This is a genomic window from Peribacillus phoenicis (genome assembly GCF_047238085.1).
Classification (GTDB): domain Bacteria; phylum Bacillota; class Bacilli; order Bacillales; family DSM-1321; genus Peribacillus.
The window spans coordinates 2,651,316-2,663,276 of the sequence record NZ_JBDFMF010000001.1; the positions used below are offsets into that span (position 1 = coordinate 2,651,316).

The window sequence follows — 11,961 nt, forward strand, 5'->3', positions numbered from 1 at the left end:
CCATTGTAAATGTTCATGTTACGCGTACATCACATGTAATTATAGTTCTGTTCAAGGTCGAAATCAAGCTAAAGTTATTCATTACGCGTACACTTTATTGTCATATGATGGTATAATGGATTTATATAAAAGGAGAGTAATAAAAATGATATTAAATAGATTGACTACATTAAGGAAGGCCAAAAGGTGGTCTTTGCAATATACGGCTGACAGGCTCGGAATCGCCAAGAGTACCTATGCAGGTTATGAATCGGGCCACCGCCGCCCTTCATTAGAAACGATTAATTTATTGGCAGGCCTATATGATACATCCACTGATTACATTCTAGGTCGGGTAGATCATCCAGCTAAAGATATTACCACAGAGTCACCTCAAGTCATGGAATTAACGGATTTACCAAATATGGAGCTAGCCGTTGATGGAATCTCTCTTTCTGAAGAGGAGACGATTCAATTTATCGCTTTTATTAGAGCAAAACGAGAAGTGGAAATAAACCGCGATAAACAAAATGAAACATAGCAGAAATTGGCTTAAGACTTGTATATGGGGAACGATCCGTACTTCATCAGGTTCTTATAATATTCACGATTTACCTGGCATGTTTATTTAAAACTGTAAAATTCCAGGGTTTTAACCAATTAGGATAAGCCGGTTCTGATTAATTAAGTTCACCTTTTTTAGACGTTACCCTTATTTATTTCTGGATGACAATGCAGATTATACTTACTAATCCCTCTTAGTGACTTAAGACTAATGATGCCCCGAGCTGAGAAATTAAGTTTTATTATTTATATAGAAGAAAGTCGGCATATTATTTAGCTTACTTCCTTTTCCAACAAGGTATGTATTAGTAATGAAAGAAAAAACCATAGCAAAAGCTCATGGTTTTCCCCCCGTATATACATGAAATATCAATATATTAAGGCATCTCGTCTTCTTTTTCCCGATTTTTAAAAGCTTCATGTGTGACAATATCCTCGATTTGTTCATACTGCCGGCTGTGTTCCTTCTCTTCGCTAATTCTATTATTAGGTAAATTTCCTGGATGGCCTTTTTCTTTGTGATTAAAATTTTTCCCACGGCTCATACTCATTACTCTCCTTTCTATTCATTGTTTGTTTAGTTTTCCCAAGCACACAAATATTATGATTTAATTTCTCCTATTACTGTTTTTGCAGCGGTTCTTTTACAGCCTAGGAGATAAGATAACTCGAATTTGAATAATGAACTCAAAAAGGAACAGGAACCGTCTGATTATGACGCTTCCTGTTCCTTTTAGTTAGGCTCTATATACTACCTACATACCTTATAACAGTTTGATAACAGAACAAGGGCTAGGAGGATAACACCACGGAAGGTCGCCACTTTCTTGAAATGTCTCCGATATGATGTGGAGCCGTTCTGCAGCACCCTCCAATTAAACGCGCCCCTGCATGGTGCCATTCTTCAGATTTCAGGTCGAGCCTGTTACATGATTCTTGACCATGCCATGTTTTAGTTTCTGGATTATATGTTTCACCTGAATTCGGATAAACAATGATTGGTTTATCCGTGTTTGCGCGCAACACCTGGATGGCTTCCGTGATACATGATACTGGCGCACAGTTGATGCCGATTGCTGCAATTTGCTCACTGTCCCCAAACAATCTTGTACACTCTTCGAGTAAAGTGCCGTCACTTATCGCTTTTTCATTTTTCAATGAAAAGGATAGCCAAGCATACACTTCTGGATAATCCTTCAATAATGAATATAATACTTTTGCTTCTTGCAGGGAAGGAATCGTTTCAAATGCTAAAAGGTCAGCTCCTGCTTCAATCAACGCTGATATCCGTGAGCGATGAAATGCCGTTAAAGTTTCATCCGATACACCATAGTTTCCTATATACTCCGAACCATCTGCAAGATAAGCCCCATAAGGGCCAACAGATGCAGCAACCAATGGCTTAGGCCTAAGCGTTTGGTTTTCTTCCTTCCAAAATTCATCTCTTGCTTTTCTTGCGAGTAAAACCGTTTTCCGGATTAGCTCCAAAGCCTCTTTTTCTTGTATTCCGCGGAGGGCGAAACCTTCAACAGTGGCTTGGTAGCTAGCCGTAATCGCACAGTCCGCTCCAGCACGAAAGTAGTCAGAATGCACTTGATAAATCACTTCTGGATTTTCAAGTAATACACGTGCAGACCAGAGCGGGTCGTCCAAATCACATCCATGCCTCTCTAGCTCTGTAGCTAAAGCTCCGTCCAAAATCATGACTGAATGATCTCGTAAAATAGCGTCAATTGGGTTAGTTTTATTGTTCATGATCTACTCCTCTTTTCTTTATATGTTTTTGTCACATAATAACTTCCATAGCAAAACAAAATAAATGGAATGCCACAATATAGTGCAATTCGTTGTGTAGGATCAAATGCAATTCCTATACAAGAAGCCAGGCATAGCATAAAAGAAACGATTGGTACGAGTGGATATAATGGCGTTCGATAAGCCAAGTCATTTACTGAATTTCCTTCTTTTATATATCGTCTGCGAAATCGAAACTGTGACACGCTAATACTCATCCAAACTATAACCACGGCTAGACCAGAAATCGATACAAGCACTATGTAAACAGTATCCGGTGCAATAATACTCGAGAACAGGGCTAAGCAGCCGCCCAACATACTGAAAAGGACTGCATTTAGCGGAACTCCCCGTTTTGTCAATTTTGCAAATATTGGTGATATAGTTTCCTTATCTGCAAGTGACCAAAGCATTCTGGATGATGCATACAGTCCTGAGTTTGCAGCAGATAAAATGGCAGTTAATATAACAAAGTTCATAATATCCGCTGCATATGGCACACCAATCCGTTCAAGAACTGCCACAAAGGGGCTTTCTAATACGCTTGCATCCGAAATAGGCAATAATGCGGACAATACAACGATGGTTCCTACAAAAAAGATAATCAATCTCCATAATGTCATACGGATTGCCTTTGGTATCGTTTTTTCTGGATTCACAGTTTCTCCAGCTGCAATTCCGATTAATTCAGTTCCAGAGAATGCGAAATTCACCGCAAGCATCGTCATTAGAATGGCAAAAGCACCATTCGGAAATAAACCTTCACTTGTAAAATTGGAGAATAACGGAGCAGATTGTGAATGAATTATTGGAATAAAACCTAGCATTGCCGCTGCTCCCAAAATAATAAAAATTACAATGGCAAATACCTTAATAGACGCAAACCAGAATTCGGATTCAGCGAAAAATTTAACGGTCCACGCGTTTAATGCCAAGACCAATATGGTAAATAGTGCACTCCATATCCAGACATTGATTGATGGAAACCATCTCTGCATCAACAATCCTGCAGCCGTGAATTCCGAACCTAGTGCAACAGTCCAAGTTAGCCAATACAACCAGGCTACTGTATACCCTGTCCCAGGACCTATGTATTTAGCTGAGTAGCTATGAAACGCACCTGTCTCGGGCATATGTACTGCCAGTTCACCCAGACATAGCATGACTAGATAAACCACTAATGCCCCAATCAGATACGAAAGGATGGTGCCAAATGGGCCAGCCTGTTGAATCGTATAACCCGAACTTAAGAATAAACCTGTTCCAATCACCCCGCCAAGCGATAGCATTATTATATGCCGTGCCTGCATTTTCCTTTGAAAATCATGATTCCTTTTGTTCTCCATTCTTACTCTCCTTTATCTTGCATCCAGAAAAAACGAAAACGCACTCTAAAAAAGAGTGCGTTACTGACAAATAAACACGTACGGTCTTATCTATCAAGGTTTCACCCCCTGGAATTAGCACAGTGTCATTGCAGACCTGTTGCTGAGGTTTCATAGGGCCAGTCCCTCCACCTCTCTGGATAAGAAATTATTTTTTTATAACTTTATCAATCTATGCAAAAATTGTCAAGTTTTGTTTCGGTTTGTAAAGACTTCCTTTAAAATCCAAACGATCATCGCACCTTTGGCATAGATATGAACTTGTTTTTGGAACAGTCGCTTACAGTATTAGAATTGCAGATAATGCTAACCGGGAATAATTTTAAAAAAATGACGACACCTTAAAAGATGACGCCATTTTTTCTTTCTTATTCCTTAAGGTCGTTGTATTTCAAATAATTCCCCTAGTTTTGTATAAGTATGACCCGCTAATCTTGCTACAGGTTTTAGCCCATTCTGGTCAATCCGGCCATTATGGTAAATCTCCTGCTCTATATGATAGCAGACTATTTTCCCTATCAATAAATCACAACCAGGTTTATTCTTGGAACCTGCCAATGGTATCGCATGCTCCAATGTGCATTCAAAGCGTACCTTCGCTTCTTGCAATCCTGGTACCGACACCTTCTCACTAACAGCCTGAGTGAAATTGGTAAGACCCAATTCACTTTCGTCAGACGGGAGTTCCTTGGCCGTTCGATTTGCATCAGCAACATTATCTTCATCAGTGATATGAACAACGAATTCACCTGTTTGAATTGCATTTCGGGCAGTGTCCTTCGAAACTCCTTCTTTCCGTTGAACAGAAATAGAAATCATAGGAGGATTGGAACTGACTATGTTAAAAAAACTGAACGGAGCTATATTGATTGTACCGGTTTCGGATTGTGTCGTAACCAGGGCTATTGGTCTCGGTATGATGCTTCCAGTCAAAAACTTATAATTCTCCCGTTCAGTAAGACTTTCAGGATTAACTGAAATCATCTTCATCCCTCCCATTCTTATAAAAAGTTCTTTTGAAACCATGAACTTGCTGCATCAACCTCTGAACGTGTTAACTGATGACCGTAATTTTCCCAGTGAACATCCACCGCAGCACCAGCTTGCAGTAAAATTTGATTAAGTTCATCAGTTTCTGCTGCCGGGCAAATCGGATCGTTTTTACCTGCAGCAATGAATACAGGTATATCCGAAAGGGACGGCAAAGCAATCCCGCGTCTAGGCACCATTGGATGATGAAGAATCGCTCCTTTTAATGCCCCTTCAAAATGGAACATCAAACTTGCTGCTATGTTTGCACCATTAGAATAACCTAATGCCACCACTCTGTCACGATCGAAGTCATATTGTCCGGACGCTGATTCCAAGAAGTCATAAAGCTCCTTCGTACGGAAAATCAAATCTTCTTCATCAAAAACTCCTTCAGCCAGCCGGCGGAAATAACGGGGCATTCCGTTTTCAAGTACATTTCCCCGTACGCTGAGTACGGATGATCCCGGTGAAACCATTTCAGATAATGGCAAGAGATCCGTTTCCGTTCCTCCAGTGCCATGTAAAAGCAAAAGCAACGGTGCATCTGGATTACTTCCTTTTTGAAAAATATGCTTCATCATTTATCCTCCTCTAGTACTCTCGGCACTGCCGGCAGTAACGTTTTTTCCATGATCTCCCTTTTTTCTTCAAGCCAGGGCGGCAGCATTAATTTACTACCCATCGTTTCCTTCGTTTCATCATGAGCAAAGCCAGGTGGATCTGTGGCAATTTCAAAGAGTATGCCTCCATCTTCCCTGAAATAAATGGCATCGAAGTATTGGCGGTCTGTAAAGGGTGTCACGCCATAGCCATGGTTTGCGATATGCTCCCTCCATTCTTTATGATCTTCATTATCGCTTGCACGCCATGCAAGATGATGGACAGTTCCCACTCCGATTTTCCCATTTGGCAAAACAGTTTTTTTAACATCTACCAAATTTCCGATGTCCGATGTGGATTTGAAGCGGATGAAATCACCCTCTTCCCCCATCTTTTGCAAACCCATCACTTCCTCTAATAGTTCCATCGTTTTGATCGGTTTCGACGTCAATAATACCGCACCGCCGAATCCCTTGATCGCCTTGTCAGCTGGTACACCGCCGAATGACCACTCGCTATTTTTACCTTCTTTACGCTCAACCAGTTCAAGTTGCAATCCATGTGGATCCTGAAATCCCAGATAATCCTCGCCGAAGCGTGAGATCTTTTCAAAGTCAATATTAAATTTACCCAAGCGCGTTTCCCAGAAGCCCATTGAACCTTCCGGAACGGCATATGTTGTAATCCCCACTTGTCCGGAGCCAATTGTCCCTCGGTATGCCCCAGGCCAAGGAAAGAAAGTGATGATAGTGCCCGGTGAACCTGATTCATCTCCGAAATATAAATGATAGGTGCCTGGATCATCAAAATTAACGGTTTTCTTCACCATACGCATTCCCAGCACTCCAGCATAAAAATCCACATTCTCTTGAGGATTGCCTACAATTGCGGTTATATGATGTATTCCTGCATTTTGGTTTTGCATGCCGATTACTTCCTTTCCCGTTGATTAATTTGTTGATTTTGTATTCAGTGGTTTTAAATTCGATTCAATATCCTTTCTTTTTGATTCTAAAAATGGCGGCAGGGCAAGGTTCTCACCTAGGTGCTGCTCTGCTTCATCCACTGCAAAACCAGGTCCATCAGTAGCTAGTTCAAATAATATGCCATTCGGCTCCCTAAAATACAGTGAACGAAAATAAAAGCGGTCCACATATCCAGAGTTCACGAATTTTGATTCACTAATTTTTTCTATCCATTTTCTCAGTTCTTCTTCATTATCCACCCGAAAGGCAACATGGTGTACTCCACCCCTCCCCAACCTTTCCCGAGGAATGTCATTCCTTTCTTCAATATGAAGTTCCGCTCCTGTTCCTCCCTCACCTGTCTCGTAAACGACAATTGGATTTTGCCCCCTAATTGAAGAAGGATATGTGCCTGATTTCCTGAACCCCAATACCTCGGAAAGAACAATTTCTGTTTGTTCAATATTAGGTACAGTAAGTCTTACCGGTCCTAACCCAAGGATGGAAAACTCTTTCGGTACCGGGCTTCCAACCCATGGTGATCCTCCCTGAACGCCGTTATTATCCTGATCGGAAACTAGAAGTAGCCTCTGCCCTTCAGGATCTTTAAAAGAAAGCACCTTCCTTTCAAAACGGCTCGATATTTCATCATGCTCAACATTGAATTCCACAAACCGTTTTTTCCAATATCCTAGAGCTTCATCATCTCTAACCCTTAAAGAAATTTCTGAAATGCTATTGTTTCCCTCATGAGTGCGGGCAGCATTGGGAATTTCAAAAAACGTCAATTCCGTACCCGGAGAACCAATTTGATCTCCATAAAATAAGTGATACACACGAACATCATCTTGATTCACCGTTTTTTTGATTAATCGCATCCCTAAGACTTTTGTGTAGAAATCAAAGTTTTTTCCCGCTTTAGCTGTAATCGCCGAAACATGATGTAATCCTTTTAATTCCATCCTTACCACTCCTATCTTTATAAATCTCCCCTTACAGAGATGAAATAATCCGTAAATAATATCTCGAATTCGAGGTATTTAACCAAACATATAATACTTTTAATAAAAATATCTTGATTTAAAGATAAATGACAGCGATAAATTTGTCAACCATTTTCATTCAAATAATTTCACCCGTATACACTTTTCATAAAATAATAAAATCAGGTCAAAATAAGTCGGTATAATGAATGGAGGTTTGATATATGGCTAAAGATTTTTTTAGCGCAATTGAAGATAGACGCTCTTATTATTCCCTTAGCAAGGAACGTGTTGTCCCTAATAAAAGGATTAAAGAAGTTATCGATCATGCCGTTCAATATTCCCCTTCCGCTTTCAACTCCCAAAGTGCAAGAGTGATTGTTTTAACTGGTCAAAGCCACGACCAATTATGGGATATCACGAAAAACACATTAAGAAAAGCTGTCGGTGACAAAGATTTTGAAAAAACGGAAGAAAAAATGAAGTCATTTATAAATGGTTATGGTACGGTTTTATTCTTTGAAGACCAGGCCATTATAACAAGGCTTCAAGAACAATTCAAAACGTATGCCGAAAACTTTCCGATTTGGTCGAACCAATCGTCTGCCATTTTACAATTTGTCGTATGGACTTCCTTGGAAATTGAGGGTTTTGGTGCAAGCCTTCAGCATTATAATCCTTTAATCGATGACGAAGTGAGAAAAACATGGGATATATCACGCGATTGGAAACTCATCGCTCAGATGCCCTTTGGAAAACCCACTGCAGAGCCTGGTGATAAAGACTTCACACCACTTGAAGAACGAGTGAAATATTATCAATGATACAATAGGGGCTGGCTCTACACAATGAGCCAGCCCCTTCATTTATTTCACCTTAGTAATCCGGAAATGTTGCAAAATATTTTGAAAATATCAATGCCGCAAAGCCCATATATTCAATAACCGGCATAATTTTAAAATTCTCACTGGCGTTAAACACGTATATTTCACATCCCCCAGTAACCTATTGAATTGGTGATGAACGTCCTGGTAGCCATTCCTTCAAATAATATGGGAGTCCACCGGAATATTGTTTAGCCGCATGGCCGCTTTTCAGTAGGCTATATGTCTTATCCTTACAAGTTAAATGCTCCATTACCGGATAAATCATTTCCTGAGGGACCAATCGATCATACTTACTTGCAATGACCAAAACACTAGCATCAATTTTCGATAGCTTCGCTTTTTTCCCCCTTACCTTAAAGCCCCCATTAACCAAGCGATTTTTTATCAAAAGGTCTTTGGTTATTTGTTTGGCAGCTGCTCCGGATAACGGCACATGCCCATTGATCCACGCATTGAAGCGGCGCCAATTCTTAACGTATTCCTCATCATCCGCTTGATTCAATAATGATAAATACGGTGATATATAGATAGGAGATGTAATTAAACGGATTCCATATTTAACAGCACTGGCTGGAATCGTTTGATAAATATCAATCGTATCGTCGAAATTCACGGTACCTTCTTTTAATGCTTCCTGCCACTGATCAAAAGATTCCGAGGCACTGAAATCTACCGGTGTAACGGAAAGAATCAAGTTCTTGATTGGCTCGTCAGCAATGGCAGCATATATTGCGGCTATTGTACCGCCGATGCAAAATCCCATTACTGTAATTTCCGATGCCCCAGAGTGGCGCAATGCACGCTGCACTCCTTTTTGAATATAATCGACGATATAATCTTCGATCGATATTTCCCCATCTTCAAAACCCGGACTTCCAAAATCAAGCAAATATACATCAAAGCCTTCATTTACAAAAGATTCTATTAGACTATTCCCTGGGGACAGATCAAGAATCAAAGGAGTATTGATTAGTGAATATATAAGAAAAACCGGCACATCATATTTTTTTTTTGCCGACGGATAATACCAAAGCGATGATTTGTTTTTTTTCCACACCGATATTTTAGGCGTCAGTCCCATTTCAGGCATTGGCTGATTGGGAATATCCAAAAAATGTTTCCACTTTGGTATGGTTTCGGATTGATTTTTCGGCACTTTCCGTTTAGACATTAGAATTCCCCTGTCTAAAAGAATTGAACTCCAACTGTGAACTTATCAACAGGGAATCATTTAAGAAATTCGATATCCTTTTTTTACTCCCTTCCATTTCAATGGAATCCCAATTTGACTTCTTTTTCTTACTGCGAGATGAAAAAGCATTGCGTTTATTGCGATCTGAAGAATTACCTCTGACGTTCCCGCCCCTATCATCATCAAGTGTAGAGAGCAAATCTTCTATCCTATCAATTTTTTCTTCGAGCTGGATCACTAATTTCGCGATTCCCGCCACATCCTTTTTTGTTGGATAATTCATGATGATGGACATTCTTTCTGAAGCTTCCTGCATTCTATTTATTCTTGGAACCTGCATTTGGGCATTGTCGCTTACTGCTTCTATTAACTCACGATTATTTAGCAAATCCTTAATTTTATCATTAAGCTGTTGTTCTTTTTGTGCGCCTAGCAATTTAAGCCCTTTATAAAAATTTGATTTTTCCGCCATATATATCTTCCTTTCTCCTCCGTTTATACTAATGCCGATATACCTCCGTCTATGATCAAAACATGACCAACCATATAGTCAGAAGCCTGTGAGGCTAAAAATACGGCAGCCCCCTTTAAATCTTCTTCATCGCCAAACCTGCCAGCAGGAATTTTGCCTAATATGTCATAGTCGGACTTTTCAAGAACTTTCTTTGTGATTTTAGTCGGGAAAAATCCAGGGGCTATCGCATTGACTTGGATGCCGTATCTAGCAAGCTTAACTCCTAAATCCTTCGTCATTGTAATGATGGCACCCTTACTGGTGTTATAAGCTATCGTATCCAATAGCTCAGGAAACGTCCCGCCAAGACCTGTCACCGATGCAATATTTATGATTTTCCCTGAATTTTGCCGCTTCATGACCCTCGCTACAGCTTGTGAAAACAGGAATGTACCTGTAACATTAACATTCAATACTTTTTCCCACTTATCCTTAGGAAGATCCAAAAGCGGACCTGACCAGGACGTACCGCTATTATTGACAAGAATATCAATCGTGCCAAATTGGGCAACCGTTTCCTGGACGACACGGTCAATGGCACTCTCATCCGTGATATCACATTCAAAGGCAACGGCATTAACACCCATCGATTGCAAGTCTTCACATACCTCCTTACATACAGGAAGATTTCGTGAAGCAATGACTATATTAGCACCAGCCTCCCCCAACGCCATGGCGATCTGTTTGCCCAGCCCTCTGCCGCCGCCGGTAATGATAGCCGTTTTATTAGTCAAATCGAACATATTACTCAATGTAGTCAACTTTTCAGCCCTTCCTTAATGAAGTATTATTTATATTAAACCGTCTATATCATTATAGATAAGCCTATCCAATATTGTGCTTAAAATAGCCTGATGCCTCTGCCTTTTGTTTCATCAACAGTATCCTCTATATCAATAATGCCTATCCGCTCGACCGCTACGGTCGGCTTGCTGAATTGGCATACTGAAAACTTAATTTGACCCACTGCTGTATGATTACTCACCCGAGTGAGCAAAATCGAATACTTAGCCTGTTTTATCGTTTACACTATAGAAATGGTAAGGAGGTAAAAAAAATGACGATACATCACTTTCATTTAACCGCAGAGTGGCCAGGCGGCAGAAATGATATCGGCACAATTCATTCAGGGAATCTTCTAACACAGATAAGTATTCCAACTGAAATGGATGGACCAGGGATCGGCACTAATCCCGATGAAATGCTGCTTGGGGCGGCATCGACCTGCTATATCATTACCTTTGCTGCCATGTTAGAGCGAGCCCATATAGAAAAGGTGAGCTTGACCATGCAATCGGAAGCGTTAGTGGATGTTACGAATGGTGTATTCACCTACAAGAAAATCATTCATCGCCCTGAACTTATATTAATACCGGGGACTTCAGAAAAAGTGGTTGAAAAAGCGAGGAAACTTGCTGAAAAAGCTGAAGCTTCATGTATGATTTCCAAGGCGATCAAAGGGAATGTAGCGGTGGAATTGAATGCAGCAATTTCCATAGCACAGTAACCTTGAACAAAAAAAGTGCCTAACCCTATATCGGTTTAGGCACTTTTTGAACTATTGAATGGCGTTCATTTTATTTTCAACCTCGCGGCACACTTCATCAGCCGTTAAACCACTTGCCTCAATGATAGACGCTTTTAATGAAGTATCGCTTATACCCATTACATTACTTTCCAAACCTGTTACCACACAACAATCCACGTTTTTTGCGTCAGCTTCTTGTTTAATCTCCACAACATCAAAACCTTTTTCACGAAGTGCTTCCTGAATATTCGTTAATGATTCTTCAACACCGATTTTTGACATCAACACACACCTCCTCTACCTTCTAACCTGTCCTTTTCACCTTCAATATATGTATAGGATGCAAAGGAAAAAGGGAAAGTAATATCGAGGTGATAAACATGAATGGAAAAAACAAGAAAGATGCTTCACAAACCCGTTTAGGGTCTTCCCAGGTAGAAGGGCAAGGTACCACTACGAAAGAAACCGGGTCCTTCACTCAACCCTCTTCACTTAAAAAGCAAAAGCGTTCTTGATAAGAATCCTAAAACAACCATGG

Annotated in this window: 15 protein-coding genes and 1 riboswitch; of the genes, 4 read left to right on the top strand and 11 right to left on the bottom strand. The window is 40.3% G+C overall.

Going from position 1 to position 11,961, the window contains the following annotated elements:
* Window positions 1–145: 145 nt before the first annotated feature.
* Window positions 146–520, top strand: a complete 375-nt coding sequence (locus ABC374_RS12930) for a helix-turn-helix domain-containing protein (RefSeq protein ID WP_413018188.1) — start codon at window positions 146–148, stop codon at window positions 518–520.
* 400 nt (window positions 521–920) lie between these two features.
* Here the strand turns inward: ABC374_RS12930 and ABC374_RS12935 are convergent, their stop codons facing one another.
* From ABC374_RS12935 to ABC374_RS12965, 7 genes are all read right to left on the bottom strand, one after another.
* Window positions 921–1,088 (bottom strand): hypothetical protein, encoded by a 168-nt coding sequence (locus ABC374_RS12935; protein ID WP_162878727.1) that lies wholly within the window; start codon window positions 1,086–1,088, stop codon window positions 921–923.
* 247 nt (window positions 1,089–1,335) lie between these two features.
* On the bottom strand, window positions 1,336–2,298 hold the full coding sequence (gene mmuM / locus ABC374_RS12940; RefSeq protein WP_413018190.1) for a homocysteine S-methyltransferase: 963 nt from the start codon (window positions 2,296–2,298) through the stop codon (window positions 1,336–1,338).
* On the bottom strand, window positions 2,295–3,683 hold the full coding sequence (gene mmuP, locus ABC374_RS12945; RefSeq protein ID WP_413018192.1) for an S-methylmethionine permease: 1,389 nt from the start codon (window positions 3,681–3,683) through the stop codon (window positions 2,295–2,297). The genes mmuM and mmuP overlap by 4 nt, the downstream gene beginning before the upstream one ends.
* 83 nt (window positions 3,684–3,766) lie before the next feature.
* Window positions 3,767–3,869: riboswitch (SAM riboswitch) on the bottom strand.
* A 228-nt stretch (window positions 3,870–4,097) separates the two neighbouring features.
* Window positions 4,098–4,706: a flavin reductase family protein gene (locus tag ABC374_RS12950; protein ID WP_413018194.1), complete on the bottom strand. Its 609-nt coding sequence runs from the start codon at window positions 4,704–4,706 to the stop codon at window positions 4,098–4,100.
* A 17-nt stretch (window positions 4,707–4,723) separates the two neighbouring features.
* On the bottom strand, window positions 4,724–5,332 hold the full coding sequence (locus tag ABC374_RS12955; RefSeq protein WP_137017487.1) for an alpha/beta hydrolase: 609 nt from the start codon (window positions 5,330–5,332) through the stop codon (window positions 4,724–4,726).
* Window positions 5,332–6,279 carry a ring-cleaving dioxygenase gene (locus ABC374_RS12960; protein WP_413018196.1) on the bottom strand — a complete coding sequence of 316 codons (948 nt, stop codon included), beginning with the start codon at window positions 6,277–6,279 and terminating at the stop codon, window positions 5,332–5,334. Before ABC374_RS12960 ends, ABC374_RS12955 begins: the two co-directional genes overlap by 1 nt.
* A gap of 24 nt (window positions 6,280–6,303) precedes the next feature.
* Complete coding sequence (locus tag ABC374_RS12965; protein ID WP_413018198.1) at window positions 6,304–7,281, bottom strand: ring-cleaving dioxygenase; 978 nt, start codon at window positions 7,279–7,281, stop codon at window positions 6,304–6,306.
* A 245-nt stretch (window positions 7,282–7,526) separates the two neighbouring features.
* On the opposite strand from ABC374_RS12965, the gene ABC374_RS12970 reads away from it, so the two are divergent.
* On the top strand, window positions 7,527–8,126 hold the full coding sequence (locus tag ABC374_RS12970) for a nitroreductase family protein (RefSeq protein ID WP_350299018.1): 600 nt from the start codon (window positions 7,527–7,529) through the stop codon (window positions 8,124–8,126).
* Between the two features lie 181 nt (window positions 8,127–8,307).
* Here the strand turns inward: ABC374_RS12970 and ABC374_RS12975 are convergent, their stop codons facing one another.
* The 3 genes from ABC374_RS12975 to ABC374_RS12985 are packed head-to-tail and all read right to left on the bottom strand — an operon-like array spanning window position 8,308 to window position 10,638.
* On the bottom strand, window positions 8,308–9,360 hold the full coding sequence (locus tag ABC374_RS12975) for an alpha/beta fold hydrolase (protein ID WP_413018200.1): 1,053 nt from the start codon (window positions 9,358–9,360) through the stop codon (window positions 8,308–8,310).
* On the bottom strand, window positions 9,353–9,853 hold the full coding sequence (locus ABC374_RS12980) for a hypothetical protein (RefSeq protein ID WP_413018202.1): 501 nt from the start codon (window positions 9,851–9,853) through the stop codon (window positions 9,353–9,355). Before ABC374_RS12980 ends, ABC374_RS12975 begins: the two co-directional genes overlap by 8 nt.
* Window positions 9,854–9,876: 23 nt before the next feature.
* Window positions 9,877–10,638 carry an SDR family oxidoreductase gene (locus ABC374_RS12985; protein ID WP_350302884.1) on the bottom strand — a complete coding sequence of 254 codons (762 nt, stop codon included), beginning with the start codon at window positions 10,636–10,638 and terminating at the stop codon, window positions 9,877–9,879.
* Between the two features lie 314 nt (window positions 10,639–10,952).
* Between ABC374_RS12985 and ABC374_RS12990 the strand changes: the two genes are divergently transcribed.
* Window positions 10,953–11,402, top strand: a complete 450-nt coding sequence (locus ABC374_RS12990; RefSeq protein ID WP_350299021.1) for an OsmC family protein — start codon at window positions 10,953–10,955, stop codon at window positions 11,400–11,402.
* 51 nt (window positions 11,403–11,453) lie between these two features.
* Here the strand turns inward: ABC374_RS12990 and ABC374_RS12995 are convergent, their stop codons facing one another.
* Window positions 11,454–11,705, bottom strand: coding sequence for a YkuS family protein (locus ABC374_RS12995; protein ID WP_350299022.1), 252 nt, complete (start codon window positions 11,703–11,705; stop codon window positions 11,454–11,456).
* Window positions 11,706–11,803: 98 nt separating this feature from the next.
* Here ABC374_RS12995 and ABC374_RS13000 point away from each other — a divergent pair, with 98 nt between their 5' ends.
* Window positions 11,804–11,938 (top strand): YuzL family protein, encoded by a 135-nt coding sequence (locus tag ABC374_RS13000; protein WP_101225105.1) that lies wholly within the window; start codon window positions 11,804–11,806, stop codon window positions 11,936–11,938.
* The last annotated feature ends 23 nt before the right edge of the window (window positions 11,939–11,961 follow it).